Raw genomic sequence first — 26135 nt, 5'->3', positions numbered from 1 at the left:
ACCGGATCTGCACGCTCTCTTCCTTCTCCCCTTGCGGGAGAAGGTGTCGGCGAAGCCGACAGATGAGGGGTCGATGAACGCGAAAGCCGCGCCCAGCCTTTCGACCGGACGCGGCTTCGAACGCCTGAGAAACCCCTCATCCGACCTGCTACGCAGGCCACCTTCTCCCGTAAGGGGAGAAGGATCGGAGTCCCCTAGAACGTCAGGGCGCGGGCTTCCTTGACGTGTGGCAGGGCCTGAATCTTGGCCAGCAGGGCCTCGTCCGGGGCCTGGTCGACGCCGACCAGGGCGATGGCGTCCTCGTCGGCCGAGACACGGCCCAGGTTGAAGGTGGCGATGTTGACGCCCGCCTCGCCCAGCAGCATGCCCAGGGCGCCGATGAAGCCCGGCTTGTCCAGGTTGTTGATGTAGAGCATGGCCGGCGAGAAGCCCGCGTCCAGCTCCATGCCCTTGACCTCGACGATGCGCGGCGCGCCGGCGATCACCGTGCCGGCGAAGGCGCGCTTGCCCTTCTCGGTGGTGATGGTGATGCGCATCAGGCTGTCATAGGTGGGGCTGACCTCCTGGCGGCTCTCGGAGACGGTGATGCCGCGCTCCTTGGCCACGGCCGGGGCGGAGACCATGTTGATCTCGGCCAGCATCGGCTTGAGGATCCCGGCCAGGGCGGCCGAGGTCATCGGCTTGACGTTCAGCTTGGAGACCTCGCCCTCGAAGGCGATGTCGATGGCGGAGATGCCGAAGTCGACCATCTGGCCGGCCAGGGCGCCGATCTTCTCGGCCAGGGCCACGAACGGCTTCAGCTTGGGGGCTTCTTCCGCGGTGATCGAGGGGCTGTTCAGCGCGTTGGTGACCGCGCCGGTCAGCAGGTAGTCGCTGACCTGTTCGGCCACCTGCAGGGCCACGTTCTCCTGGGCCTCGCTGGTGCTGGCGCCCAGGTGCGGGGTGGCCACGACCTTGTCCGAACCGAACAGCGGGTTTTCCTTGGCCGGCTCGGTGACGAACACGTCGAAGGCCGCGCCGCCGACATGGCCGTCGTCCAGCAGCTTGCGCAGGGCCACCTCGTCGACCAGGCCGCCGCGGGCGCAGTTGACGATCAGCACGCCCTTCTTGGTCTTGGCCAGGTTCTCGGCCGACAGGATGTTGCGGGTCTTGTCGGTCAGCGGGGTGTGCAGGGTGATGACGTCGGCGCGGGCCAGCAGGTCTTCCAGCTCGACCTTCTCGACGCCCATCTCGATGGCGCGCTCGGGCGAGAGGAAGGGGTCGTAGGCCACGACCTTCATCTTCAGGCCCAGAGCCCGGTCGGCGACGATGCCGCCGATGTTGCCGGCCCCGATCAGGCCCAGGGTCTTGGCGTACAGCTCCACGCCCATGAAGCGGTTCTTTTCCCACTTGCCGGCCTGGGTGCTGGCGTCGGCGGCCGGCAGCTGGCGGGCCAGGGCGAACATCATGGCGATGGCGTGCTCGGCCGTGGTGATCGAGTTGCCGAACGGGGTGTTCATCACCACCACGCCCTTGGCCGTGGCGGCGGGGATGTCGACATTGTCGACGCCGATGCCGGCCCGGGCGATGACCTGCAGCTTGTGGGCGGCGGCGATCACGTCCTTGTCGAGCTTGGCGCCCGAGCGGATGGCGATGCCGTCATAGTCGCCGATCACGGCGATCAGTTCGTCTTTCGACAGGCCGACCTTGATGTCGAAGTCGACGCCGCGGTTCTTGAAGATGTCGACGGCGGCGGGGCTGAGCTTGTCGGCGATGAGGACGCGGGGAGCGGTCATGTGGGGGATTCCTTACGGAGAATTCGGTGCGCGCCCTCGTCCTTCGACAAGCTCAGGATGAGGGCTACTGAAATGCGGCAGTCCGGAATCCTCATCCTGAGCTTGTCGAAGGACGAGGATTTCAGCCGCGAAGTGGGAGACGCTTAAGCGGCGGCCAGTTCGGCCGAGACGGTGGCGAACGCCCAGTCAAGCCAGGGCGTCAGGGCCTCGAGGTCCGAAGCCTCCACCGTGGCGCCGCACCAGATGCGCAGGCCGGCCGGGGCGTCGCGATAGCCGCCGATGTCGAGGGCCGCGCCCTCCTTCTCGAGCAGGCTGGCCAGCTTCTTGGCGAAGTCGGCCTGGGCGTCGTCCGGCAGGGCGGCGATCGTGGGATCGACGACCTTCAGGCACACCGAGGTGTTGGAGCGGATCTCCGGCGTGGCGGCCAGGAACTCGACCCACGGGGTGCGGGCGACCCAGTCGGCCAGCACGGCCAGGTTCTGGTCGGCGCGAGCCTGCATGGCTTCCAGGCCGCCGATCGAGGCGGCCCACTTCAGGGCGTCCAGGGCATCTTCGACGCACAGCATCGACGGCGTGTTGATGGTCGCGCCCTCGAAGATGTCGGCGGCGATCTTGCCGCCCTTGGTCATGCGGAACAGCTTCGGCATCGGCCAGGCGGGGGTGTAGCTCTCGAGGCGGGCCACGGCGCGCGGCGACAGGATCAGGATCCCGTGCGCGCCCTCGCCGCCCAGGGCCTTCTGCCAGGAGAAGGTCACGACATCCAGCTTGGTCCAGTCCAGGTCCTGGGCGAAGGCGGCGCTGGTGGCGTCGCAGATGGTGATGCCTTCACGGTCGGCCGAGATGAAGTCGGCGTTCGGGACGCGGACGCCCGAGGTGGTGCCGTTCCAGGTGAAGACCAGGTCCTTGGCCGGATCGACCTTGGACGTGTCGGGCAGCTGGCCGTAGGGCGCGTCGAGCACCTCGACGTTCGGCAGCTTCAGTTGCTTGGTGACGTCGGTGACCCAGTCCTTGCCGAAGGACTCGAAGGCCAGCAGTTGGACCGGGCGGGCGCCCAGCATCGACCACATCGCCATCTCGACGGCGCCGGTGTCCGAGCCGGCGACGATGCCGATCAGGAAGTCGGCGGGGACTTCCAGCACTTGCCGCGTCTGGTCGATGGCGGCCTTCAGGCGGCCCTTGCCCAGCTTGGAGCGGTGCGACCGGCCCAGCACGGCGTTTCTGAGATTTTCGGGGGTCCAGCCGGGCCTTTTGGCGCACGGGCCGGAAGAGAACTCGGGGCGAGCCGGGCGGATCGCCGGCTTGGCGAGGGTCGTCATATCGATGTCTCCCATCCTTACAGATGGACTGCATCCCGTTGGGGGGATGTGGCCCGCCGGCGACAAACTCTTTTTCGACGGCGATGGCAAGGAGAGATTTTGCGGCGGAACGAACGAATCGTCCGCGGCCGGCAATTATTTTGCGGCGGTCAGTTTTCGCCGGCGCGTCGCCGCTTGCGCCAGGCCAGCAGGCATCCGGCGGTCAGGCACACCAGCACGCCCAGGCTGACCAGGTTGTTCACCATGGCGTAGAAGGTGTCGTACATCTTGCCGCCCACCAGATAATAGGCGTGAAGACTGAATTGCGCGGCCTGCAGGAGAACGGCGACCCCCAGCCAGGCGGTGGTGTACCGCATCGCCATCACCATCAGCCCGGCGCCGAACAGGCCGTCGACCAGGAAATAGCTGGGCTTCTGGATCGCCTTGTCCGGTATCAGGCCGATCAAGGTAATGGCCAGAGACATGACCACCACCAGCAAGGCCACTTGCCGCTCGACTCGCCCGCCCAGGCGCCAAGCCAAAAGGCTGACGCCTAGAATCAATGTCCAACCAAAAATGAGCAGGAAATCGAGATGCATACCTTGGGCCTCTAACCTAGATTAGGGGCCCAAGGTATTAAACTATTTGCAATGTAACTTAGACGGCGACGCGCAGATCGGTCTGAGCCGAGCCCGCCGGCTTGCTGATCACGCCGATCAGCTTGGTGCGGATACCGATGCGCAGACGGACTTCGTCCAGTTCAGCGTGGGCTTCGACGACCGCGGTGCGGGCGGCGGCCAGGGCGGCGACCGCATCGGCCAGCTTGGCCGTGGCGCCGTTGGCGACGACCGACGACAGCTCCAGGTCCTTACGAGCCTGGATCAGCTCCGCCGTCATTTCCATGGTTTCCACCATCGCGGCGTCGATAGCCGACTCGGTGGCGAACAGCTTGTTGGCGACACGTTGAGCAACGAAAGCCTTTTCCACACCCATCTCCCTTAACAAAAACCTAAGGGAGAAGGTAAACCAGATGTTAAGAGAGCGGAAAGAAAAACAACCGCTAGCGTTAGTTTGTCGCGGCCGGGGGCCTGGGCGGAAGTGAACCGTTAGGAAGATCGCGCGACAATAACGGCCGAAATCCACCTGGACGGGTCATGACCGACCAAAGCCGCCGCCCTGAAGGCACGCCGCACGCGCCGTTGCAGGCGCGAATCGCCAGCGTCGCGCTGACCACCACGGTGGTCGCGCTGCTGGCCGCGTGCGTGTGCTTCATGCTTCAGCAGTGGAGCGTCGCCCGCCAGGAATCCCAGGCTAATCACGCGATCCTGGCCCAGATGGTGGCGGCCGGCGCCGCCGCGCCCCTGGCCGATCACAACACCGTCGGCGCCTATCGCGCCCTCGAGGCCGTGGCCAAGGCGCCCGGCGTGGCGTCCGTGCGCCTGACCGACATGCAGGGCCAGGTGGTCGCCCAGGTCGGCGCTTCGCAGGACGCCGAGGTCGACACCCTGGTCCGCCCGATCAAGCTGGGCTCGCGGCAGGTCGGCGCCCTGTCCCTGTCGGCCCGCCGCCCCAGCCTGACCGACATCATGGCCCGCGACCTGGCCCTGACCGGCACCCTGTTCTTCGGCTCGGCCGGCCTGGCGATCCTGCTGGCCAACGGCCTGGCCCGGCGCATGACCAAGCCGATGGAGCGCCTGTCCAGGGCCATGCGCGAGGTCGCCGCCGACGGTCGCTTCAAGCCGGTGGAGGAGTCCGCCGACGACGACGTCTTCCACAGCCTGACCTCCAGCTTCAACCATCTGGTCTCGCGGCTGGAGATCAACGACCACGACCTGCGCGGGGCCATGGCCGAACTGGTCAAGGCGCGCGACGACGCCAATGCCGCCAACGTCCTGAAGTCACACTTCCTGGCCAATATGAGCCACGAGATCCGCACGCCGCTGAACGGCGTGCTGGCCATGACCGAGGTGATGGCCATGGGCGAGCTCAGCGCCGCCCAGCGCGAGCGCCTGTCGGTGATCCGCGAATCGGGAAGCCTGCTGCTGTCGGTGCTCAACGACGTGCTGGACCTGTCGAAGATCGAGGCCGGCCGCCTGGACCTGGTCGAGCGCGACTTCGACCTGGCCAGCCTGGCCCTGTCGATCCGCGAATCCTACGCCACCCAGGCGCGGGCCAAGAACCTGGACTTCGGCGTGTTCGTGGCGCCCGAAGCCCTGGGTTCGTGGCGCGGCGACGTCGACCGCCTGCGCCAGATCTTGGGCAACCTGGTCTCCAACGCCCTGAAGTTCACGCTGGAGGGCAGCGTCTCGGTGCGATTCGCCTCGTCGGACGACGGCGCGGGCCTGCGCGTCGACGTGGTCGACACTGGCATCGGCATCGACGCCGAGACCCTGCCGCGCCTGTTCGACAAGTTCGTCCAGGCCGACAGCTCGACCACCCGCCGGTTCGGCGGCTCGGGCCTGGGCCTGTCGATCTGCAACGAACTGGCCACCCTGATGGGCGGCGGCGTGCATGTGCAGAGCCGCGAGGGCCAGGGTTCGACCTTCACCGTCGTGGTGACCATGCCGCGCGGCGAGGCCGCCGCCCCCGCGCCGACGGAAGCCGCCCCGCCGCCGCCGATCGAGTCCGAGCGTCGCCTGCGGGTGCTGGCCGCCGACGACAATCCGACCAACCAGAAGGTCATCGCCGCCGTCCTGGCCCCGCTGGGCGCCGAGGTCGAGCTGGTGGCCGACGGCGCGGCCTGCGTCGAGGCCTGGAAGCGCGGCGCCTACGACATCGTGCTGATGGACATCCACATGCCGGTGATGGACGGCGTCGAGGCGGCCCGCACCATCCGTGCGCTGGAGGTCGGCGAAGGCCGCAAGCGCATCCCGATCGTCGCCGTGACCGCCAACGCCCTGGTCCACCAGGTCGAGGGCTACATGGCCGCAGGCATGGACGGCCACGTCGCCAAGCCGATCGAAGTGACCAAGCTCTATGACGCCATCGAGACCGCCGTGGCCGCGGCCCGGCGCGAAGGCTCCAAGGTCGCGGCGGCCTGATCCTCCCCCTCTGGGGGAGGTGGCCCGATCAGCGCGCCGGCCAGCGCCCAGGTCGGCTCGGTGGTCACCCTGAAGGCCGCCGCCGCCTTTCTGGTCTNCGCCCCCTCAGTCGGCTTCGCCGACAGCTCCCCCAGAGGGGGAGCAATGGTTCACCTACCTGAACGCAACATAACGAGCGGCTCAGGACCGCTTCAGCCGCCGTGTGGTCTCTTGTGTCCAACGTCGCCTCCTCGGCGCCGGACATCTTCAAGAGGAACCGTACGATGAAAAAGATTCTGCTTTCGATCGCCGCGGTCTCGGCCATCGCCGCCGCCGTCCCCGCCGTGGCCTCGGCCCAGGCCTACGGCTACGACCGCGGCCCCGATCGCGGTTATGACCGCGGCTACAACCAGGACGTCGGCGGCGACCGCGTCGCCCGCCTGGACGAGCGCATCGACCGCGGCATCCGCAGCGGCGGCCTGACCCGCAACGAGGCCTGGCGCCTGAAGGGCGAGCTGCGCGAAACCGCCCGCCTGGAGTCCCGCTATCGTCGCGGCGGCCTGAGCGGCTGGGAGCGCGAGGACCTGGATCGCCGTTACGACCGCATCAGCGCCCAGATCCGCTACGAGCGCCATGACCGCGACTATCGCGACGGCCGTCGCTACTAGGCCTAGACGAGGGCCGGCGCCACCCGCAGCCGGCTCTCCACCATCGTGAAGCCGCGGCCGCGCAGGAGAACGCGCGCGCCGCGGTTTTCGCAGTCCAGGTCGCCGCCTCGACCCGGATAGGCCTGGTGGAACCGCAAGGACGCCACGCCCAGCTTGTCGGCGTAGAGCGGCGTCAGGATGCAGTGGGCCGAACCCGTGGTCGGGTCCTCGGGAATCCCGGCCGCCGGGGCGAAGAAGCGGCTGACCACGGCGTAGTCGCGGGCCGGGTCGGCCAGGGCGGCGACGATCACCTGGCCCGGCCCGCCCTTGGCCAGACCCGCGCCGACAGCGCCCAGCAGGGCCAGGTCCGGGGACAACCCCCGCACCGTCGCCTCGTCGGCGACCACGGCCAGCAGGTATTGGCCGGCCCAGACCTCCAGCGGCGTCACGCCCAGCGCCTGGGCCAGTTCGGGCCCGGCCTCGACCCGGCGCGGCGGATCGGCCGGGAAGTCCATCTCCAGCCCCGCCCCGCCGAACACCCCATCGACCCTGCGCACGGTCAGTTCGCCCGCCAGGGTGTCGAAGGCCAGCAGCGGCGCGTCCACGCCCATCTCCTCGAACAGCGCATGGGCGCTGGCCAGGGTGGCGTGGCCGCAGATCGGCGCCTCGACCGTCGGGGTGAACCAGCGCAGGCCGAACCGCGCCGGGTCGGCTGTCTTCAGCAGGAAGGCGGTCTCGGCCTGGTTGTTCTCGGCGGCCAGGGCCTGCATCCAGGCGGTGTCGGGCCACTGCTCGAACGGCTCGACCACGCAGGCCGGATTGCCCTTGAAGGGGCCCGAGGCGAAGGCGTCGATGGTCCACTGGCGCATGGCGGGGCTCCCGGAAATGACGGCTTTCGCGGTCGTAGGAGCAAGGCGTCACGGGATCAAAGGCAACATTGTCATGGGTGACAATGTTTTGCCGCGCGCATTCAAGACGTTCGTCATCCCGGGCCTTGTGCCCGGGACCCCTGGTCCAGCCGACGGTGAGCGCCATGGCGCGCCAGCGCGCCACCCCCTCCACGCTTGCGGCGGATAGAGGGGTCCCGGGCACGAGGCCCGGGATGACGGTGGAAAAGGGAGCCCCTACTCTCCCTCCACCGTGATCTCTGGCCACCGCGCCTTGGCCGAGCCGGTGGTGCGCGCCCAGCCGCCGGCCCCCTTCAGCCGCAGGGGATTGGGCCGCAGGCGCAGGGCGAACAGGTCGTCCAGCCCGAACGGAGCGAACACCGAGAGGCTGTCGTCCGCCTCCATCCGCACGCCCACGCAGAAGGCCGTGGCCACGAAGCGCTCCAGGGCCGCGGCGCTGGACTCCAGAGGCGGATAGGGCTCGTCCGCCCCGAACTTCTTTTCGAACCAAAGGTGCACGCGGGCTTGGTTGCGCACCTCGACCAGATCGCGCAGCGGCGGCTCGAACGCCGCCGCCACCCGCCGGATCACCACATCCTCGGCCTCGTACGAGATGTCGGACGCGTCGTGATAGGCCACGTCGTAGTCCTTGATCCCGTAGTCGGGCGCCCGGCCGGTCAGGTGGTTCCAGACCGGCTGGTAGACGGCGCCGGAGAACACCATGCCGTCGGGCAGGTCCAGGTCGCGGACCGTGCGCAGCACCTGCAAGGTGGTGGGCGTGGCGCGGAGGATGTCGGCGAGGCGGGCTTCCAGCGAGCTCATCGGCGCCCCCCTTCCCCGCGGAGCAGCCAGCCGTGGTCCAGCGGCCCATGCCCCGCCCCGAACCCCGGCGCGCGCAGCATGGCCTCGTGGACATAGTTCCAGGCCCGGGCCACGGACTCGGTCAGGGACAGGCCCTGGGCCAGGCCGACGGCGCAGGCGCTGGCCAGGGTGCAGCCGGTGCCGTGGGTGTGGCGGGTGTCGATCCGCTCGCCCTCGAACGCCGTCTCGCCCTGGCGGGTGATCAGCAGGTCGATGACCCGCTCGCCCCCCCCTTCGCCATTGAGCACATGTCCGCCCTTCATCAGCACCGCATGGGCGCCCAGCGCCAGCAGGGCCTCGCCGGCCCGGCGCAGGTCGTCGGTGGTCTCGACCGCCAGGCCGGTCAGGGCCGCGGCCTCGGGGGCGTTGGGGGTCAGCAGGGCGGCGCGCGGGACCAGCAGGCTTTTCAGCGCCCCGACCGCTTGATCGGCCAGCAGCGAAGCCCCGCCCTTGGCGACCATCACCGGGTCGATGACGGCCGGTACGCCCCTGGCGCTGTCCAGCACCCGGGCCACCACCTCGACCGTGGCGGCGTCGCCCAGCATCCCGGTCTTGAAGGCGTCGGCCCCGATGTCGTCGAGCACGGCGCGGGCCTGGGCCTCGACGATCTCCAGCGGGATCGGATGCACGGCGCTGACGCCCAGGGTGTTCTGCACCGTGACGGCGGTGATCGCCGTGGCCGCGTAGCCGCCCAGGGCGGTGATGGTCTTAATGTCGGCCTGGATCCCGGCCCCGCCGCCGGAATCCGATCCGGCGAGGACGAGCACGCGGCCGCGGTGGGTAGCTTGGGTCATGGGAAGGTTCTAGCGGGGAGTCGGGGGGCGGGGGTAGGCGCCTTGAGGTCCATGCGCGCACTTGCCCCCGCCTGGCGCGCGCGACATTCCCGGCCTGACCCGGGAACCTTCACCTTACCGGGGCGTATTCACTGCCAAGTTGCATGGGTTGGGGTTCCTGATGAGAAGACTGTCCCGCGTCGCGCTGATCGGCGCGGCCTGTTTCGCGCCGGTCGCGGCCCTGGCCCAGGAGGCCGCAGACGGGGTCGATCCGGCCACGCTGGACCTGGCCAAGATGATCGAATGCCGAACCTACGACGTGCCGTCGTACAACGCCCTGGCCTTCTGGCTGGTCGGGGACGAGGCGGCGCAGGCCCGGGCCCATTTCGGGCTCACCGAGGAAAAGACCAGCAACTTCCTGCTCAAGGCCTATGCGCTGAAGACGCCGATCACGGTGTTCGGCCGCCAGACCCGCCACATCGTCTTCAACAGCTCCGGCCCGATCGCCGTGCTCGACGAGGCCGACCCTCATCCCCTGGCCAAGCAGTTGGAGATCCAGCCGGCGATCGACCTGCCGACCAAGTTCCTGGGCGAGCGCGAGATCTCGGCCACCACCGACAAGGGCCAGGCCGGCGGCTTCACCTACAAGACCCGCGTCACCCTCAACGTCTCCACCGTCACTTCGCATCCGGGCAAGGTGCTGGCCGGCTGCAGCTACACCTTCGAGATGATCGAAAATGGCCAGTAAGCCGGCCCTCGTCGCCCTGTGCGCCCTGGCGGTGGCCGCCGCCGCAGCGCCCGCCGCCGCCCAGGACCTCTATATCGGCACGGTCGACGTCCAGAAGGACCAGGTGATCCTGACCCGCTGCGACCTGGCCCAGAACCGCTACGTGCTGCGCGATCGCGAGGGCGAGGGCGAGGCGGACAAGCCGGTCGCCAAGCTGCGCGAGCGCCTGAAGACCCTGAAGGCCCCGGTCTATGCCGAGGTGATCGGCGAATATGTCGAGGTCCAAAGCGAGGACGGCAACGGGCTGGACGTCATCGGGCTGGAGAACGTCACGCCGGCCAAGTCCTGCCACCTGCTAGACGCCCTGCCGGCGGGATAGCGGCGAAAGTTATCCACAGGGGTGCGGGTTCCCACCGGGGACACGCCCTCGCGGCGTGTCCCCAAACGCCGCACGGAGACCCAGGGACGAGAGCCGCCTCGGCCTTCTTCGGGGGACACGCCGCAAGGGCGTGTCCCTGTCCCCTCTATCCCCGCGAAATCCGGACCCGCTCTCAACGAAATCAACGCCCTACACGAAAACGCAGGTTTCCTATCCCCACCCTTCGGGACGGCCGCACACTGTGAGGCATGACCCAGACCCACACCCCCGCCCCGTCGCTTGCCTGGTCCCAGGCCCTGCAAGCCAAGCTCATGGCCGCGCTCGACGCCGCCTGGGCGATCCTCGAGCACAGCCAGGATCTCGCCGAGATCCGGCGCGCCCGCGACAAGGCCAAGGCCATCGGCGACCTGGCTGCCATGGCCCGCAAGGTGGCGCAGATGATCCCGACCGCCCGCAAGCCGCCCGTGGACGTCCTCGCCGCCGGCCTGGCCGCCGTCCAGGGCGGGACGGACCTGGGGGTCATGGCCGCCCCCCTCGCCGCCCAGGCCGAACACGCCCGCCGCGCGCTCGACAAGCTCAAGGGCGGCCGACGCGGGCGGCTGTGAGGCCTAGTCCCGCTCGTCCTTGAGCCGCGCGCTCTCGGCCTTCAGCGGCTTGGACACCGGGCAGACCTCCTGGACGAAGTCGTTCAGCGTGTTGACCAGGCTGTCGCGCACCAGGCTGTAGTGCACGAACTGGCCGCGCTTCTCGCTGCGCACCAGGCCCGCCGCCTCCAGGATCGACAGGTGCTGCGACACCGCCGGCTTGGAGATCGAGAACCGCGAGGCGATGTCCCCCGCCGTCAGTTCGGCATGGGCCAGATAGGCCAGGATCTTCCGGCGGACCGTCGAGGAGAGGGCTTCGAACACGCGTTGCATGCCTTGGTATTTAAGCGCTTCGCTAACCGCTTGCAAATAGGCGATGAGATATTTAAGGAATCGCTTACATCAAGAGAGCCATCATGCCTGACGCAATGTCTCGCCCGCCCCTGACTTTCGACCGCGCCTTCATCAGCCTGTGCGTCGGCGCCATCTGGGGCGGCGTCCTGACCGACCTAGCCTTGACTGCATATTTCATCGCCGGGGCGACGAGGAGCAGTCCCTGGTCGCGGCCCATGGCGCTTGAGATCGCCAAGGCGCTTGGCTTTTCAGTATTGGCCGCCGTGCCCATCATCCTGTTCGCCTCTATCGTCTGGCTCCTGGGCCTTCTGGTCGTGGGCGCGCCGGTTTGGTGGTTGACGCACGGCCTGGGCGTGCGGTCAGCCTGGTTGGCGGCGGCGGTCGGCGCCATCGCACCGCCGGCGCTCTACCTCGCTTGCAGCCTCCATGGCCGCCCTACCTCGGTCATCTGGGCCCTGAAGGAAGAATGGACGCTCTATCCGATCCTGGCCGCCATCGGCGCGGTCGTCGGCTGGACCGTGGCCAGGAGCGCCTACCGCCGGCCGGAGAGCGGCGAATGAGGCCCGCCGTGGACTCCGACCCCGCCCGCATCATCCGCCGCATCCTGCGCGTCAACGACGCCGGCGAGCGCGGCGGGGTGGCGATGTACCAGACCCAATTGGCCGTGGCGCGCTGGCGATGCCCCGAGGTGGTCCCGTTCCTGGAACTGACCCGCGACCACGAGGCCGACCACGCCCGGCGCTTTCGGGCGCTGATGCCCTCGCGCGGGGCCAAGGCCTGCCGGCTGCCCTGGATCTGGACGATCGGGGCGGCGGCGATGGGCGCGGCCACGGCGGTGTTCGGGGCGCGGGCGATCTATCTGTGCACCGAAGTCGTCGAGCGCGGCGTCCACCAGCACCTGTCGGTCCAGCTGGCCTTCGTCCGCGACCATGATCCCGAGCTCGCCGCGCTGATCGAGTCGGTGGCGGCCGACGAGGCCGAGCACTACCAGCACGCGGTGCGGCTGCGTGGCGACCGCCGCGCGCCGCTGAGCGGGCTGTTCGACGCGGCGATCACCGCCAGCACGGAAGTCCTGATGTGGCTGTCGACGCGCGGCGACGTCGCCCGGCTGGCGCGGCGGCTGGAGACGGAAGGCGCGAGATGACCCACGCCCACGACGATCCCTACGCCGTCCACTCGATCCTTGAGGACGCCGGCGGCGACGCCGCGACGGGCCGCGTGGTCTGGGCGCCGGCGACCTCGCTGTGGCAGGGCGTCATGCTCGCCGGGGCCCTGGCCGCGCCGTTCTTCTTTAGCTGGAGCGGCCTGCTGGTGTTCGTCGCCCTGACCGGCGCCACCCTGCTGGTCGGGCACTCGGTCGGTTTCCATCGGCGGCTGATCCACGGCAGCTTCCAGAGCCCGCTATGGCTGGACCACCTGATGATGTACCTCGGCACGCTGGTGGGCATGAGCGGGCCGCTGGCGATGATCGAGGGCCACGACCTGCGCGACTGGGGCCAGCGCCAGCCCGCCTGCCATCCCTACCTGTCCAACCGGGCCGGTTTCTGGACCGACTATGCCTGGAACCTGCACGGCCGGCTGGTGCTGGCCTCGCCGCCGCGCAGGGAACTGCCGGCGCGGATCGCCGGCGACCGGTTCTACCGCTTCCTCGATCGGACCTGGATGCTGCAGCAGCTGCCGGTGGCGATCGTGCTGTTCTTGGCCGGCGGCTGGTCATGGCTGCTGTGGGGCGTCTGCGCGCGGGTGTGCGTTTCGGTGACCGGCCACTGGTACGTCGGCCGCCTGGCCCATCGGACCGGACCCCAGCGGTGGCTGGTCGAGACCTCGGGCGTCCAGGCGCACGACGTGCCCTGGGCGGCGATCCCAACCATGGGCGAGGCCTGGCACAACAACCACCACGCCTGGCCGGGCTCGGCGAAGCTGGGGCTGTATCCGGGCCAGGCGGACTGGGGCTTCGCGTTCATCCGCCTGCTGGAGCGGCTGGGCCTGGCCTGGGACGTGCGCACGCCGGAGACTCTGCCGGAAAGGGCGGGGCTGGCGCGGGCGTGAGGGATTTCCATCCCCCGCTCGCCCCCAATCCCGTCATCTTCGGACTTGTCCGAGGCCCCCTCGTCCAGCCGCGCTGTCGATCGACGGGAGGCCGCGACCTCACCGCCTCTCGGATCGTCCTTCTTCGCGGTGGAAGCAGGGGTCCTCAGAACAAGTCCGAGGAGCGGACGTTCGCAACATCCGAGAAGGGTGGTTTGCGGCCATTCTCAAGCCTAAGCTAGACTTCGGCATGGAGCGCGTCTCCTGCGGGTCAAGGGCGGCTTTGGTGGTGAAGAGTTATGGTCGACAGTGACACGCGCGTCGTCGCAACTTCGCGCGGGAAGACGGCCCTAATGTGCCTGGGCTCGGTTGCCTTCGTCGCGATTGGGGCGTGGCTAGTCAGAGAGCCACCCAGCGAAAAGGCAATGATCGCTGGCTGGGCTGCGTGCGGCTGTTTCTCTCTGACTGGCTTGCTGGGAACGTTCCAGTTAGTCTGGCCACCCAGACTGGTTTTGGACAGCGACGGCCTCACTTTTCACTGGTTGCTTGCGACCTTCCATCGAAAATGGACAGACATCCGTGAAATCGTTGTCTTCAAGATCAAGTCGACTAAGATGATCAATATTGTCGCAAATCCGGGCGGCAAGGATCTAGCATTAGGTGGCGGCTGGACGGTGTCGGCCGATGAATTGGCGTCACTTATTGAAGGCTATCTGGCCCGGTTCGGCCGGGCAAACAAGGCGTAGCCTCCTGAGCGCCAATGTCTAACTTTGGTCGGGTGCGGAAATGAGCCCCACGCCCGAAACCACACCTCGGGCGCCATTCCGGAAAGCGGACGGGGCGAAGGTCTGTTCGGGGTGGAAGTCGGACTTTTAGCGCCTCGCTTTCGCTCTTAGCTGCGCGAGTAACGCGACCTAGTCGCCAGCCAGTGAACCGTCGTTTTTATGACGGGTGGCCAACGCGGTCAGGTGCTTTTCCACGGCCTTCTTGTGAGCCTCGCCTGACTTCTTGCGAGCCTCATCCCACAACGCCTGTCTCGCGCTTGCAGGCGTCGTGGGGGCGCGCCTCCCCTCCACCCCCGCTGCTTTGCCGCGGGCGCTACTTGTCCGGGTTCGGCTCGCAGAAACTACACTAGACATGCCACCAAGGTACCGCCCGCCACCGCCTACGCAAGCGGGGTTCGTGATGACGATATCCAACGCGCGGGTGTCGCCATAGGTTTGGGCATGGTCAAGTTCAGCCGCGTTCGAGGGAAACCAATGCCGAGACCAACCCTGACCATGGGGCGGTTCGCGCCGGCCGTCGCGGCGCTGGGCCTCCTGCTCGGCGCCTGTTCGCCCAAGACGCCGGAGCAACAGGCCAAGGAGGCTGTGGCCGCCGTCAATGCGGCGGCGAACAGCGCCACACAGCCCTACGGCGACGCCCTGCTGTCGCCTGCAGACCTGACCCAGGCCCAGGCGGGTACGTTGAGAGGTTATCGCGAGGACGCCGCCCGGCTGTCGATCCACTACATGCTCAAAGGCCCCGGAGAGGCCAACGCGCCGGAAGCTCGCCGCTGGATCGCGCTCGCGGCCGCCACGGGATCCAGCCAGGCGATCCAGAACTATGTCGACCTGCTCCGGTTCAGCGACGCACCGGCCGACTGCGTCGACGCTCGCGCGCAGATCGCCAAGGCCAAGACGCTGTACGCGCGCGAGATCGCCGCCGCCAAGGCCAAGAACCTGCGCGACGCCAAGGTCGAGGCGCTGGAGAATATTCGTGACCGGGAGCGGCAGGTGGCCGCCTACGGTTGCGGGCGGTGACCCACCGGGCGGCGGCTCAGGTCGAAAACCGCTCCTGAGCCCTACGCGCCGCCGATCGCCCCCCATACCGCCAGCGCCTGGGCCGTCTCGCGCACGTCGTGGACCCGCACCGCCGCGACGCCGGACGCGGCGGCGTGCAGGTGAGCGGCCAGCGAGCCGCCGAGCCGGGCGGCGGGGTCGGCGGCCAGCGGGTCGATCGCGGCGATGAAGCGCTTGCGGCTGGCGCCCAGCAGGATCGGATAGCCCAGGGCCGCCAGGCGCGGCAGGGCGGCCAGCAGGGCCAGGTTGTGGGCCGGGGTCTTGCCAAAGCCGATCCCCGGATCCAGCCAGATCTTCTCGCGCGCCACCCCGGCGGCCATGGCGGTCAGGGCCCGGGCCAGCAGGAAGGCCTCGACCTCGGCGACGACGTCGTCGTAGCGCGGGTCGTCCTGCATGGTCCCCGGCTGGCCCAGCATGTGCATCAGCACGACCTCGCAGCCCAGTTCGGCGGCGACCTCCGGCGCATCGGGGGCGAAGCGCAGGGCGGCGACGTCGTTCCAGAGGCTGGCCCCGGCGGCGACGGCCGCGCGGGCCACGGCGGGCTTCATGGTGTCGATCGAGATCGTCACGTCGCTGACCGCGCGGATCGCGGCGATTAGCGGCGCGACGCGGGCGATCTCCTCGGCGGCGGAGACGGGTTTCGCGCCGGGCCGGGTGCTCTCGCCGCCGATGTCGAGGATGTCGGCCCCGTCGTCGACCAGCCGCAAGGCCTGGTCCAGGGCGGCGGCGGGCTCCAGGAACCGCCCGCCGTCCGAGAAGCTGTCAGGCGTGACGTTGACGATCCCCATGACGCGGGGGCGGGGGTGGTGGGTGGTCATAGGAGCGTTCTAAAGCAGGTTCGCTCTTGCTCCCACCAATCCGCTCATCCCGGCGAATGCCGGGACCCAGATCCCATGATCGAGTGGCTGATTGGATAGGCTCGGCGCTCTTGGCGTCATCCTCGAAGCCATTCCATCTGGGTCCCGGCATTCGCCGGGATGAGCGTGGTTTTTGGAGCCTACCAGTCGATGAACGTCGTGAAATTGCCGATCATCCCGGTCCAGACGCCGAAGTCGTCGTCCAGGCCCGCCATGGTGCGGCCGGCGTTCACATTGACGTCGTACTGGACGTAGGGGTCGCCGTCGTCGTCGAGATAGACCTTCAGGTAGCGGTTCTTGCGGTTCCACTCGTTGGCCTTCTCCAGCTTCAGCGGCTCCTTCAGGTCGAAGCCGGCCGAGAACTGCAGGGCCTTGCAGCGCTTGGCCTCGCTGCAGTCGTAGAAATAGATCTTGAAGTCGTGGCCTTCGGCGGCGCTGTTGATCATCGGATCGTCCGACGAATCCTTGGTCAGCTCGGCCTTGTAGCCCGCCTTCTGCAGCCAGGCCGCCACCTCGGGGCCGGTCATGCCGTCCTTGTGGATCTCCTCGGCCCGGGCCGCTCCGCTTAGGAGCGCCGTCGCGGCCGCCAGGGCGATGATCGCCGTCTTCATGTCATGCCTCCCCGCCGCAAGCTCGCGGCCAGGGTGCAGGCTAGCGGCGCCCGCCCCGGACGCAAAGCGAGCGGCAAAGAAAAAGCCGGATCGGCGAACCGGTCCGGCTTTTCCAGGCTTGTCGGCCGGAAGGGCCCAAGGCGTGTCGACCTTCAGCGCCGGGGCCGGAAACCTCGTCCTTCGACAAGCTCAGGATAAGGTTTTTCTATTTCGCCGGGCCGTAACTGGTCCTCATCCTGAGCTTGTCGAAGGACGAGGACCACGCGCGGCTTTGAAGATCGCCCCTAGGCGACGACGCCCGTCGAGACCGGCACCGAGGCCACCGGCCCGGTCGGCATCTTGTTGCTCTCGTCCTCGATGCGGACCGGCGGGATGCCCTTCATGACGTTGATGATCTCGTCGCCGCTCAGGGTCTCGAACTCCAGCAGGGCCTTGGCCACCGCGTGCAGTTCGGTCAGCTTCTCGGTCAGGATCTGCCGGGCCTCGTCCTCGCCGCCCTTGACCAGGCGGCGGACCTCGGTGTCGATCTTCATCATGGTCTCGGGCGAGACGTTCTGGGTGCGGGCCACCGAGTGGCCCAGGAACACCTCGTCCTGGTTGTCGCCATAGGCCACGGTGCCCAGCTCGTCGGAGAAGCCCCAGCGAGTGACCATGTTGCGGGCCAGGCTGGTGGCGGCGCTGATGTCGCTGGACGCGCCCGAGGTGATCTTGTGCTTGCCGAAGATCAGCTCCTCGGCCACCCGGCCGGCCATCATGATGGCCAGGCGCGAGGTCATCATGTCGAAGCTCATCGAGTAGCGGTCGCCCTCGGGCAGTTGCATGACCATGCCGAGAGCCCGGCCGCGCGGCACGATGGTGGCCTTGTGGACCGGATCGGCGACGGCGACGTTGAGGGCCACCAGGGCGTGGCCGCCCTCGTGATAGGCCGTCAGCTTCTTCTCGTCCTCGCTCATGGCCATCGAGCGGCGCTCGGCGCCCATCATCACCTTGTCCTTGGCGTGCTCGAAGTCGTGCATGGTGACCATGCGGCGGTTCTTGCGCGCGGCGGTCAGGGCCGCCTCGTTGACCAGGTTGGCCAGGTCCGCGCCCGAGAAGCCGGGGGTGCCGCGGGCCAAGGTCTTGACGTCGACGTCAGCGGCCAGCGGCACGTTCTTCATGTGCACGCGAATGATCTTCTCGCGACCCATGACGTCCGGGTTGGGCACCACGACCTGGCGGTCGAAGCGGCCCGGACGCAGCAGGGCCGGGTCCAGTACGTCGGGACGGTTGGTGGCGGCGATCAGGATGATGCCTTCGTTGGCCTCGAAGCCGTCCATCTCGACCAGCAGCTGGTTGAGGGTCTGCTCGCGCTCGTCGTTGCCGCCGCCCAGGCCGGCGCCGCGGTGGCGGCCGACGGCGTCGATCTCGTCGATGAAGATGATGCAGGGGGCGTTCTTCTTGGCCTGCTCGAACATGTCGCGCACGCGGCTGGCGCCGACGCCGACGAACATCTCCACGAAGTCCGAACCGGAGATGGTGAAGAACGGCACGCCGGCCTCACCCGCGACGGCGCGGGCGATCAGGGTCTTGCCGGTGCCGGGAGGACCGACCAGCAGGGCGCCCTTGGGGATCTTGCCGCCCAGGCGCTGGAACTTGGCCGGGTCCTTCAGGAACTCGACCACTTCCTGCAGCTCTTCCTTGGCTTCGTCGACGCCGGCGACGTCGTCGAACAGCACGCGGTTCTTGTTCTCGGTCAGCAGCCGGGCCTTGGACTTGCCAAAGCCCATGGCGCCCTTGGTGCCGCCCTGCATCTGGCGCATGAAGAAGATCCACACCCCGATCAGCAGCAGGATCGGCAGCATCTGGAACAGGACGCTGAGCAGGATGTTGCCGCCCCTCTGGTAGACGATCTCCGAGCCGCGGGCCTCGAGGCGCTTGACCAGGTCTTCGGAATTGGCCGGGATGTTGACATTGTAGGGCTTGCCGGCCTTCGGCTCGACCTTGACCATGTCGCCGTTGATGTTGGCCTTCTTGACCTCGCCGCTGTCGATGTTCTTGAGCAGCTGCGAATAGCTGGTCTCGCCGGCGGCGCCCGCGCGACCGCCCTGGCTGAAGACGCCATAGGCGGCCACCACCACCAGAACGATCACGGCCCAGATGCCCAGGGTCTTGAAATTCATACGCGTTGTCTTCCCAACGATAGTCTCTGACCTTCCAAGATAGGACGGTCCGGGCGATTTCGCCACGCGCGGGATATCATGTCGCGGGTTCTTGATCGACACGGCCCGTCGCCGCCTCGAAACGATCCATCACAAGACAACGCGCGCGCGTCGCTTTCGTCCCTGCAAGGATCGGGCAAGTCACCGTCCCATCGGGAGCCAGCAAGACCGGCAGGCTGGGCCGGGCGGCGGCCGGAAACCCCTTCAGCGCCCGGCGTTGCGCGAGCGGCAGGCGAGCAGCGAGGCCTTGCAGCGGGCGAACGACCAGGCCGGGCTCGGCGGCGGTGAGTTCGTAGCGGCCGTCCCAGACGACGGGTTGGTTCAGGGGCAGGGCGAGGGGCTCGGCCAAATCGCCCCTCCCCCTGTGGGGGAGGCGACCCGAAGGGTCGGTGGGGGGAGACGTCGGGGGCTCGACCAGTCCCCCCTCCGTCGGCTTCGCCGACACCTCCCCCATGGGGGGAGGGCCTGCACGGCGGGCCTCGCCGGGTTCGCGGAAGAACCAGACTCCTTCGCCGTCCGCCTCGATCCGCGCCCCGGCCAGGGTGGCGGTGAAGGTCTCGCCGGCCCGGATGCGGTCCACCAGCCGCCGAAGCCGCTCGCCGCGCGGCGGCTGGACGGTTCCAGCCGCGCACAGGCAGGCGGCGGCGACGTGGGCGGCCGGGGCGTCGCGCGGGAGGACGAGATAGCCCTCTCCTCTCCCGCGAAGCGGCGAAGGCGGCGCGGCGCCGATCGGCGACGTCACGGCGGGGGCGTCCGAGGCCGCGCCCTGCCTTGACGTCCCGTCTGTCTGCTGAAGATCGTGCCTGGCCCGGGCCCGCGCCGACCTCGGATCGACATTGGCCGGATCGTCGAGCCAGGTCTCGCCGCGCGCCCTCAGCCCGTCGCGGATCTCGCCGCGCCCGACCAACAGCAGCGGCCGCAGCACGAAGACGCCCCGTCCTTCCGGCCAGGCGGGCGACGGCGACCACGCGCGGGGGTCCGGCACCGTCGAGCCCTGGGCCCGCATCAGGGCGGCCTCGGCCAGGTCGTCGGCGGTGTGGCCCAGCAGCAGAACGCGCGCCCCGGCCTGGCGGGCGGCGTCGGCCAGCAGGGCGTGACGGGCGGCGCGGGCGGCGGCCGACAGGCCCGTGGCGGGCTTGGGACCGGTCCAGGCCAGGGCGCGGGCCTCGGCGCCCAGGGCGCGGGCCTTGGCGAGCGCCTCGGCGGTCCAGTCGGCGCTGGCGGGGTTCAGCTGGTGGTCGACGGTCAGGCTGAGCACGGAGCGGCCATGGGCGTGGGCCCAGTCCAGGGTCAGGATCAGAAGGGCCAAGCTGTCGCCGCCGCCGGAGAAGCCCACCGCCAGCGGCGCGGCGGCGTGGGCCTGCAGGCGGCGGTCGAGGGCGGCGGTGAAGGCGGGGAAGGATGTGATCATGACCTCCCCCTCCCTTCCGCTCACCGCCCGATCGTCAGATGAGCGGCTCGGTAAACTGGCGCCTTCGGCCGGGCGGACCTTGGAGGCCGTGCGTGGCCCTCGTCCTTCGACAAGCTCAGGATGAGGACCATTTACAGACCGAGCAGACAGAAAACCTCATCCTGAGCTTGTCGAAGGACGAGGTTTTCCACCTCTGAGCCGACCGTCGATCCGCCTAGGCCGCGCACTTGGCCTGGACCCGCGTGCTGGCGGCCTTGGAGGTGATCGTCGCGGGTGCCTTGGGATAGCGCTTGGCCAGTTCGTCCAGGGTCTTGCAGGCGTCGGCGGGCTTCTTCAGGGCCACCAGCGAGCGCGACAGCTTCAGCACCGCGTCGGGCGCCCAGCTGGTCTTCGGCCAGCCGCGCACCGCGCCCAGATAGCTGCCCGCCGCATCGGAATAGGCTTCGCGCACAAACTGGGTCTCGCCCAGCCAGTAGCGGGCCTCGGGCGCCTTGGCACTGTCGGGGAAGGCCTCGACATAGCCGGCGAAGGCCTGCTCGGCCCCGGCGTAGTCGCCGTCCAGCAGCATCTGCCGGGCCGAACTGAAGGCCGTGGCGGGGTCGGTGGACGCCGGAGTGGGCGCGGCGGCGACCGGCGGGGCGGCGGCGGCGGCCGCGGCGGCCTCCTGGTCGGCGATGCGCTTCTCCAGGGCGGCCAGGCGCTGGTCCAGGGCGTCGCCCCGGGCCTTCTCGGCCTCGTTGGCCCGGCGCGCCTCGTCCAGGTCGTGGGTCAACCCCTCGTTCTGGCCGTTCAGCTTGGTCAGGGTCTGCTCCAGGTCGCGCATCCGGTCGGACATCGCGGCGATCTGGGCGTCGGTCTCGGCCGCCTGGACGACCACCGGCTTGCCGGTGTCGCGGCCCTGGAAGACGATCGACCGCAGTTCGCGGACCACCTTCTCCATCTTGTCCAGCCGCTTGGCCGAGCGGTCGTCCAGCGGGTCGGGCATGGGGGTCTGGGCCATCGCTGCCGGCGCCAGGGCGGGCACGGCGGTCAGGGCCAGGACGGCGGCGAGCAGGGCGGCTTTCAGCTTCATGTCGGCGATTATGCCCCGGTTGCGGACAAAAGTGCGGCGCTGGACCGCAAAGCCCTCCCCCTTGATGGGGGAGGGTTGTGGGGGGTGACGTGGTTACGACACCCCCATCCTTGTCCCTTCCCCATCGAGGGGAAGGAAGCTTTCGTTACCGCGCGCCGTCGGTGATGGCGGTGCGGGCGTTGCGGTTCTTGGCCCAGGCGTCTTCGTTGGTGCCCGGGTCGATCGGGCGTTCCTTGCCGTACGACAGGGTCTCGATGCGCGAGGCCGCGACGCCCTGGCCGGTCAGGAACTCGCGGACGGCGTTGGCGCGGCGGGCGCCCAGGGCCAGGTTGTACTCGCGGGTGCCGCGTTCGTCGGCGTTGCCCTCGATGCGCACGCGCACGGCCGGATAGCGGTTCAGCCATTGGGCCTGGGCCGACAGGGTCGGCTGGGCGTCGCTGCGGATGTCGTAGCTGTCGGTGTCGAAATAGATCCGCTCGCCGATGTTGATCACGAAGTCCTGCACCGTGCCGGGCAGCGGGCCCTGGTTGACCGGCGACTCCGGCGTGGCCGGCGCCTGGTACGGGGGAGGCGTGGGTTGCGAGGCCGTCGGGGTCGGCGCCGCGGGGCCCGCCGGCTTCGGCCGCGAAGCACAGGCGGCGAGCGAGGCGGCCGCCAGACCGATCATCGCCAGTCTAGCGACGCGTTGGGTGTCGAAGCTCATCCAAGTTTCTCCTCAAGTCCACGGCCAAGGTCCGCAGTTCTAACGCGTGTGGCCTTCGCGGCGCCGCGCCAAATCGTACCTTGCACCTCACAATGGCGTCAGAATGTCGCACGACCACCTGGTTTCATCCGCCGCGTGAACACCGGATGAACGACGGTGAGGCAACGCGCCGCCATGGCAGAGGTTGCCTGAAAGAGGTGTGGATCAATCCAGCAGCCCTTGATTTTCGTCATCCCGGGCCTTGTGCCCGGGACCCCTTTGTCCGCCGCACGTGCGGGGGTGTGGCGCGCCGGCGCGCCATTCGGCTTCACCGTCAGCTGAACCAGGGGTCCCGGGCACGAGGCCCGGGATGACGGCGCTTGGGTGTTTGTGCAGAAAGTTCCGACCTCAATCCAGCAGCGGCGACCAGGCCGGGTCGGACGCCGCGCCCTGGTAGGCGGCCGGACGCAGGATCCGGCCGGTGATGTCCACCGTCCACAGCCGCGAATTGCCGTTGGCGCTCTCGCGCGAGAACATCAGCACCCGGCCGTTGGGCGCCCAGGTCGGGCCCTCGTCCAGGTAGCTGGTGGTCAGCAGCCGCTCGTCGCCGCCGTCGGCGCGCATGACGCCGATGTGGAACTCGCCGCCGGTCTGCTTGGTGAAGGCGATGAAGTCGCCGCGCGGGCTCCAGACCGGGGTGGTGTAGCGGCCGCCGCCGTACGAGATGCGGCGCACGCCGCTGCCGTCGACGTTCATGATGTAGAGCTGGGCCTGGCCGCCGCGGTCGGAGTTGAACACGATCTTGCTGCCGTCCGGCGAGAACGACGGCGAGGTGTCGATGGCCGGGTCGGTGGTGATCCGCGTCGACGAGCGGCTGCGCAGGTCCATCACATAGATGTCGGAATTGCCGCCCTTCTCGACCGAGAAGGCCACCTTGCTGCCGTCCGGCGAGAAGCGCGGGGCGAAGACCATGCCCGGGAACTTGCCGATGGTCTCGGTGCGGGCGGTCTCCAGGTTGGTCAGGTAGATGCTGGACCCCGTCGGCCGCAGCGCCATGTAGGTGATCTCCTGGCTGGTCGAGGAGAAGCGCGGGGTCATGACGATGTAGGAGCCGTCGGTCAGGTACTGCGGGTTGGCGCCGTCCTGGTCCATGATCGCCAGCTTCTTGACCCGGGCCATCTTGGAGCCGCTCTCGGCGACGAACACCACGCGGGTGTCGAAATAGCCTTTCTCGCCGGTCAGTCGCTCATAGACCGCGTCGCTGATCTTGTGGGCCACGCGCCGCCAGTTCTCGGCGGTCGAGGTGAACTGCAGGCCCAGCAGCTGCTGCTGGCTAAAGGTGTCCCACAGGCGGAAGTCGACGCGCAGCGTGCCGTCGGCGCCGACCGTGACCTGGCCGTTGATCAGGGCCTGGGCCCCGGTGGCCTGCCAGTCGGGGAAGCGCGGCTGGACGTTCACGTCGGTCAGCTTGTCGGCGACGTTGGCGACGTTCAGCGGCTGGAACAGGCCCGAGCGCTCCAGGTTGCCGCTGATGACCTGCGAGATGTCGGCCCCGCGCCCGCCGCCCGAGAAGGCGGGAATGGCCACCGGCAGCGGCTTGACCGCGCCCTTGTCGATGTCGACCTCGATCTGGGCGCGGGCGGCGGTCGGCGCGAAGACGGCCATGGACAGGGCCAGGACGGCGGCGCTGGCCAAAGCGGCGGGCAGACCCGTGAAGACGGACTTGAGGTTCATGCTGGGCATCCTCCCTATCGCGCCGCGCAAGCGTCGCGCGCCTTGAAGTTCAAATTGAGTTGCTGGCCGTAATAGTCGGGCGGCAGGCCCTCGAACGGCGCCGACTGGTAGACCGCTCGGATCGCCCGGTCGGCGGCGGCCTTGACCACCGGGTCGGGCGAGCGTTCGGCCTCGGCGGCCGTCACCTGGCCGACGATGCGGCCGCCGGTGGCCAGCTTGAAGCTGACCTTGACCTGCACGGCGGCCCCGCCCTCGACCTCGCAATTGGGGTTCCAGCGGCGCTGGATCTCGTCCTTCATGCCGTTGATCGCCGCGGCCTGCAGGCCGGTCATGGCCCCCGCGCCGGGACGGGCCTGGGTGGCGGTCTCCGGACGGGTCGGGCCCTTGGCGGCGTTGGCCACCGGCTTGCCGGTCGCCTTGGGCGTCTTGGCCAGGGTCTTTTCCAGCGAGGCGAAGAAGTCCGGCTCGGGCTTGGCCGGCTTGGGCGGCGGCGGCTTCGGGGTGGGCGGCTTGGGCGTCGGGGTCGGGGCGGGCGCGGTCTTCGGCGGGGCGGGGGCGGGCGTCGGCACGGGGGCCGGGACCGGGGCCGGCGGCTGCGGCGTGGCCTCGGGCGTCGGCTCCTCGGTCTGGGCCGTCTGGTCCTGGACGTCCTCGATCGCCGGCCGCACGTTGGTGGGCCCCTCGGTGACGATGGTCACCGGCACGCTCTCGCCGATGATCACCGGCTTGGACGGCTTCCACGGCCCGATCAGGATCGCGACCACCACCAGCACGTGGAGGCCGATCGACCCGACCAGGGCGGGGGAGAAGTTGGTGCGGTCTTCGCGATGGCTCATGCGAACCACCCCATGATCCGCTCACCCCGGCGAACGCCAGGACCCAGATGGAATGGCTTTGAGGCTGACGCCAAACAGCGCCGAGCGCCTCCAGTCATCCACACCGCTTTAGGATCTGGGTCCCGGCGTTCGCCGGGATGAGCGGAAGTAAGGATCATGGGCGCCAACCCTCACTGCGCCGGACGCAGGGCGCCCGCGTTGGAAGCGCCCGTGGTCTTGGCCGCGGCGCCCGAGGACGGGCCGCCGGTGTCGGTCAGCAGGTTGATCTTGGTGAAGCCGGCGTTGGACAGCGCGGCCATCACCTGGGCGACGGTCGCGTAATTGGCCTTGCCGTCGGCGCGGACGAAGATCGGCTTGTCGTAGCCGTCGCCGGCGATCGCGCTGATGCGCGGGGCCAGTTCGTTGAAGGGAACCTCGCCCTCGCCGATGAACACCGCGCCGTCGGCCTTGATCGAGACCGTGATCGGCTCCTGCTGGTTCTGCAGGGCGGCGGCCTCGGTCTTGGGCAGTTCCAGCGGCACGCCGGCGGTCAGCAGCGGGGCGCTGATCATGAAGATGATCAGCAGCACCAGCATCACGTCGACCAGCGGGGTGACGTTGATCTCGGACAGGGCGCCCTTGCCGCGGCGGCCGCGGCGGCGACGGCCGCGACGGCCGCCGGTGGCGAAGGCGTCGTTGGCGGACATGGCCATGCGACTAGACCCGCTCGCTCAGGCGGCGCTGGATGGCCGTCGACAGGTCGTCGGCGAAGTTCTCCAGCCGGCCGGCGTACTTGCCGGCGTCGGTCGAGAACTTGTTGTAGGCGATATAGGCCGGGATGGCGGCGATCAGGCCGATCGCCGTGGCGAACAGGGCCTCGGCGATCGACGGGGCGACCACGGCCAGCGAGGTGTTCTTCGACAGGGCGATGTTCTGGAAGGCGTGCATGATGCCCCAGACCGTGCCGAACAGGCCGATGAACGGGCTGGCGGTGGCGACGATGGCCAGGCTGCCCAGCCCCTCCTCGGCCTTGCCGGTCTCGCGGGCGATCAGGGTGTCCATCATCCGGTCGATGCGCTGGATCAGGAAGGCGGCCTGGGCCTCGCCGATCGGCCCCTTGGCCTTGGCCTCGCGCCATTCCTTCAGCGCCGCCTGCAGCATGCGCGGCAACGGCTGGCGCGGATTGGTCCCGGCCTGGGCGGCCACCTCCTCCAGCCCCTGGCCCGAGCCGACCTGGTCCTCGAATCGGTTGGCGGCGCCGTTCATCGCCGCGAAGCGGAACAGCTTGTCGATGATCACCGCCCACGAGCCCAGCGAGGCCAGGATCAGCCCGATCATCACCGCCTTGACCACCCAGTCGGCCTGGAGGAACAGCGAAATGAAGGAAAAGCTCTGAGGGCCTGCGGCGGCGTCCATGCGGGGGTCCTGCTCCGTTGGGGCGTCAAGGTTGGGCGTCGGTGTCGTGGAAGGTGAATAGCGCACCTCCCGGGGTTCCGTTGCGCCTTACTGACATGAAGCGGGGCAATGGTGAAACTATGACGATTGGTGAAGGCGGGGGTTTTTTGCGGTGGTGAAGCGTTGAGC

At 68.9% G+C, this 26135-nt stretch carries 29 protein-coding genes and 2 pseudogenes; 12 read left to right on the top strand and 19 right to left on the bottom strand.

What is annotated here, in order from left to right; translation table 11 throughout:
• The first annotated feature begins 7 nt into the window (after nucleotides 1-7).
• Entirely contained in the window at nucleotides 8-223 is a 216-nt protein-coding gene (locus tag ASD47_RS26940; protein ID WP_156402432.1) for a hypothetical protein, read from the top strand.
• On the opposite strand, the gene serA is transcribed toward ASD47_RS26940, so the two are convergent.
• From serA to ASD47_RS25020, 5 genes and pseudogenes are all read right to left on the bottom strand, one after another.
• Nucleotides 195-1775, bottom strand: a complete 1581-nt coding sequence (serA, locus tag ASD47_RS25035) for a phosphoglycerate dehydrogenase (RefSeq protein ID WP_056762566.1) — start codon at nucleotides 1773-1775, stop codon at nucleotides 195-197. The genes ASD47_RS26940 and serA overlap by 29 nt on opposite strands.
• Nucleotides 1776-1805: 30 nt before the next feature.
• A pseudogene (locus ASD47_RS27845) lies at nucleotides 1806-1895 on the bottom strand (hypothetical protein); the annotation flags it as partial.
• 23 nt (nucleotides 1896-1918) lie between these two features.
• Nucleotides 1919-3091: a phosphoserine transaminase gene (locus ASD47_RS25030; protein WP_056762559.1), complete on the bottom strand. Its 1173-nt coding sequence runs from the start codon at nucleotides 3089-3091 to the stop codon at nucleotides 1919-1921.
• 149 nt (nucleotides 3092-3240) lie between these two features.
• Nucleotides 3241-3576 carry a hypothetical protein gene (locus ASD47_RS25025; RefSeq protein ID WP_235526215.1) on the bottom strand — a complete coding sequence of 112 codons (336 nt, stop codon included), beginning with the start codon at nucleotides 3574-3576 and terminating at the stop codon, nucleotides 3241-3243.
• Between the two features lie 151 nt (nucleotides 3577-3727).
• Nucleotides 3728-4057 carry a hypothetical protein gene (locus ASD47_RS25020; RefSeq protein WP_056762555.1) on the bottom strand — a complete coding sequence of 110 codons (330 nt, stop codon included), beginning with the start codon at nucleotides 4055-4057 and terminating at the stop codon, nucleotides 3728-3730.
• A gap of 167 nt (nucleotides 4058-4224) precedes the next feature.
• Between ASD47_RS25020 and ASD47_RS25015 the strand changes: the two genes are divergently transcribed.
• Nucleotides 4225-6111: an ATP-binding protein gene (locus ASD47_RS25015; RefSeq protein ID WP_056762554.1), complete on the top strand. Its 1887-nt coding sequence runs from the start codon at nucleotides 4225-4227 to the stop codon at nucleotides 6109-6111.
• A gap of 263 nt (nucleotides 6112-6374) precedes the next feature.
• Nucleotides 6375-6758, top strand: a complete 384-nt coding sequence (locus tag ASD47_RS25010) for a hypothetical protein (RefSeq protein ID WP_056762552.1) — start codon at nucleotides 6375-6377, stop codon at nucleotides 6756-6758.
• Nucleotides 6759-6760: 2 nt separating this feature from the next.
• On the opposite strand, the gene ASD47_RS25005 is transcribed toward ASD47_RS25010, so the two are convergent.
• The 3 genes from ASD47_RS25005 to thiD all read right to left on the bottom strand — a co-directional run bounded on the left by ASD47_RS25005 (nucleotide 6761) and on the right by thiD (nucleotide 9279).
• The gene (locus tag ASD47_RS25005) at nucleotides 6761-7606 is read right to left on the bottom strand and encodes a PhzF family phenazine biosynthesis protein (protein ID WP_056762550.1); all 846 of its coding nucleotides are present in this window, start codon (nucleotides 7604-7606) and stop codon (nucleotides 6761-6763) included.
• A 255-nt stretch (nucleotides 7607-7861) separates the two neighbouring features.
• On the bottom strand, nucleotides 7862-8446 hold the full coding sequence (locus ASD47_RS25000; protein WP_056762548.1) for a nucleotidyltransferase family protein: 585 nt from the start codon (nucleotides 8444-8446) through the stop codon (nucleotides 7862-7864).
• Nucleotides 8443-9279 carry a bifunctional hydroxymethylpyrimidine kinase/phosphomethylpyrimidine kinase gene (thiD, locus tag ASD47_RS24995; protein ID WP_056762547.1) on the bottom strand — a complete coding sequence of 279 codons (837 nt, stop codon included), beginning with the start codon at nucleotides 9277-9279 and terminating at the stop codon, nucleotides 8443-8445. The genes ASD47_RS25000 and thiD overlap by 4 nt, the downstream gene beginning before the upstream one ends.
• Before the next feature lie 160 nt (nucleotides 9280-9439).
• Between thiD and ASD47_RS24990 the strand changes: the two genes are divergently transcribed.
• The 3 genes from ASD47_RS24990 to ASD47_RS24980 all read left to right on the top strand — a co-directional run bounded on the left by ASD47_RS24990 (nucleotide 9440) and on the right by ASD47_RS24980 (nucleotide 10969).
• The gene (locus ASD47_RS24990; RefSeq protein ID WP_056762638.1) at nucleotides 9440-10006 is read left to right on the top strand and encodes a hypothetical protein; all 567 of its coding nucleotides are present in this window, start codon (nucleotides 9440-9442) and stop codon (nucleotides 10004-10006) included.
• Nucleotides 9996-10364 (top strand): hypothetical protein, encoded by a 369-nt coding sequence (locus tag ASD47_RS24985; protein ID WP_056762545.1) that lies wholly within the window; start codon nucleotides 9996-9998, stop codon nucleotides 10362-10364. Before ASD47_RS24990 ends, ASD47_RS24985 begins: the two co-directional genes overlap by 11 nt.
• Before the next feature lie 248 nt (nucleotides 10365-10612).
• Nucleotides 10613-10969, top strand: coding sequence for a hypothetical protein (locus ASD47_RS24980; RefSeq protein ID WP_056762543.1), 357 nt, complete (start codon nucleotides 10613-10615; stop codon nucleotides 10967-10969).
• A 3-nt stretch (nucleotides 10970-10972) separates the two neighbouring features.
• Here ASD47_RS24980 and ASD47_RS24975 read toward each other — a convergent pair whose 3' ends face one another.
• A complete protein-coding gene (locus tag ASD47_RS24975; RefSeq protein ID WP_035071509.1) occupies nucleotides 10973-11281 on the bottom strand; it encodes a metalloregulator ArsR/SmtB family transcription factor in 309 nt (102 codons plus the stop codon).
• Nucleotides 11282-11364: 83 nt separating this feature from the next.
• Between ASD47_RS24975 and ASD47_RS24970 the strand changes: the two genes are divergently transcribed.
• The 5 genes from ASD47_RS24970 to ASD47_RS24955 all read left to right on the top strand — a co-directional run bounded on the left by ASD47_RS24970 (nucleotide 11365) and on the right by ASD47_RS24955 (nucleotide 15132).
• Complete coding sequence (locus tag ASD47_RS24970) at nucleotides 11365-11862, top strand: hypothetical protein (RefSeq protein ID WP_156402428.1); 498 nt, start codon at nucleotides 11365-11367, stop codon at nucleotides 11860-11862.
• Nucleotides 11859-12446, top strand: coding sequence for a demethoxyubiquinone hydroxylase family protein (locus ASD47_RS24965; protein WP_056762539.1), 588 nt, complete (start codon nucleotides 11859-11861; stop codon nucleotides 12444-12446). The genes ASD47_RS24970 and ASD47_RS24965 overlap by 4 nt, the downstream gene beginning before the upstream one ends.
• A complete protein-coding gene (locus ASD47_RS24960; protein ID WP_056762538.1) occupies nucleotides 12443-13351 on the top strand; it encodes an acyl-CoA desaturase in 909 nt (302 codons plus the stop codon). The genes ASD47_RS24965 and ASD47_RS24960 overlap by 4 nt, the downstream gene beginning before the upstream one ends.
• A 278-nt stretch (nucleotides 13352-13629) precedes the next feature.
• Nucleotides 13630-14076, top strand: a complete 447-nt coding sequence (locus tag ASD47_RS26935; protein WP_156402427.1) for an STM3941 family protein — start codon at nucleotides 13630-13632, stop codon at nucleotides 14074-14076.
• Between the two features lie 513 nt (nucleotides 14077-14589).
• Complete coding sequence (locus tag ASD47_RS24955; RefSeq protein ID WP_156402426.1) at nucleotides 14590-15132, top strand: hypothetical protein; 543 nt, start codon at nucleotides 14590-14592, stop codon at nucleotides 15130-15132.
• Between the two features lie 41 nt (nucleotides 15133-15173).
• Here ASD47_RS24955 and folP read toward each other — a convergent pair whose 3' ends face one another.
• The 4 genes from folP to tilS form a co-directional block, all read right to left on the bottom strand.
• Nucleotides 15174-15989 (bottom strand): dihydropteroate synthase, encoded by an 816-nt coding sequence (gene folP / locus ASD47_RS24950; protein ID WP_056762534.1) that lies wholly within the window; start codon nucleotides 15987-15989, stop codon nucleotides 15174-15176.
• Between the two features lie 179 nt (nucleotides 15990-16168).
• Complete coding sequence (locus ASD47_RS24945; protein WP_056762532.1) at nucleotides 16169-16639, bottom strand: YbjN domain-containing protein; 471 nt, start codon at nucleotides 16637-16639, stop codon at nucleotides 16169-16171.
• 284 nt (nucleotides 16640-16923) lie between these two features.
• Nucleotides 16924-18798 (bottom strand): ATP-dependent zinc metalloprotease FtsH, encoded by a 1875-nt coding sequence (ftsH, locus tag ASD47_RS24940; RefSeq protein ID WP_056762530.1) that lies wholly within the window; start codon nucleotides 18796-18798, stop codon nucleotides 16924-16926.
• 76 nt (nucleotides 18799-18874) lie between these two features.
• Nucleotides 18875-20248 (bottom strand): tRNA lysidine(34) synthetase TilS, encoded by a 1374-nt coding sequence (gene tilS / locus ASD47_RS24935; protein ID WP_056762528.1) that lies wholly within the window; start codon nucleotides 20246-20248, stop codon nucleotides 18875-18877.
• A gap of 38 nt (nucleotides 20249-20286) precedes the next feature.
• On the opposite strand from tilS, the pseudogene ASD47_RS27840 reads away from it, so the two are divergent.
• Nucleotides 20287-20432 (top strand): annotated as a pseudogene (locus ASD47_RS27840) (hypothetical protein); the annotation flags it as partial.
• Nucleotides 20433-20462: 30 nt separating this feature from the next.
• Here the strand turns inward: ASD47_RS27840 and ybgF are convergent.
• The 6 genes from ybgF to tolQ all read right to left on the bottom strand — a co-directional run bounded on the left by ybgF (nucleotide 20463) and on the right by tolQ (nucleotide 25967).
• On the bottom strand, nucleotides 20463-21320 hold the full coding sequence (ybgF, locus tag ASD47_RS24930) for a tol-pal system protein YbgF (RefSeq protein WP_056762526.1): 858 nt from the start codon (nucleotides 21318-21320) through the stop codon (nucleotides 20463-20465).
• A 145-nt stretch (nucleotides 21321-21465) separates the two neighbouring features.
• Entirely contained in the window at nucleotides 21466-22023 is a 558-nt protein-coding gene (pal, locus tag ASD47_RS24925) for a peptidoglycan-associated lipoprotein Pal (RefSeq protein WP_056762525.1), read from the bottom strand.
• Nucleotides 22024-22410: 387 nt separating this feature from the next.
• The gene (tolB, locus tag ASD47_RS24920; protein WP_056762523.1) at nucleotides 22411-23736 is read right to left on the bottom strand and encodes a Tol-Pal system beta propeller repeat protein TolB; all 1326 of its coding nucleotides are present in this window, start codon (nucleotides 23734-23736) and stop codon (nucleotides 22411-22413) included.
• Between the two features lie 14 nt (nucleotides 23737-23750).
• The gene (locus ASD47_RS24915) at nucleotides 23751-24572 is read right to left on the bottom strand and encodes a hypothetical protein (RefSeq protein WP_056762522.1); all 822 of its coding nucleotides are present in this window, start codon (nucleotides 24570-24572) and stop codon (nucleotides 23751-23753) included.
• A gap of 170 nt (nucleotides 24573-24742) precedes the next feature.
• Nucleotides 24743-25264 carry a biopolymer transporter ExbD gene (locus ASD47_RS24910; RefSeq protein WP_056762520.1) on the bottom strand — a complete coding sequence of 174 codons (522 nt, stop codon included), beginning with the start codon at nucleotides 25262-25264 and terminating at the stop codon, nucleotides 24743-24745.
• A 4-nt stretch (nucleotides 25265-25268) separates the two neighbouring features.
• Nucleotides 25269-25967, bottom strand: a complete 699-nt coding sequence (gene tolQ, locus ASD47_RS24905) for a protein TolQ (protein ID WP_056762518.1) — start codon at nucleotides 25965-25967, stop codon at nucleotides 25269-25271.
• Nucleotides 25968-26135: the final 168 nt, after the last annotated feature.

It is taken from the genome of Caulobacter sp. Root1472 (genome assembly GCF_001426985.1).
Taxonomy (GTDB): Bacteria; Pseudomonadota; Alphaproteobacteria; order Caulobacterales; family Caulobacteraceae; genus Caulobacter; species Caulobacter rhizosphaerae.
This window is presented reverse-complemented; position numbering and strand designations above follow the sequence as displayed.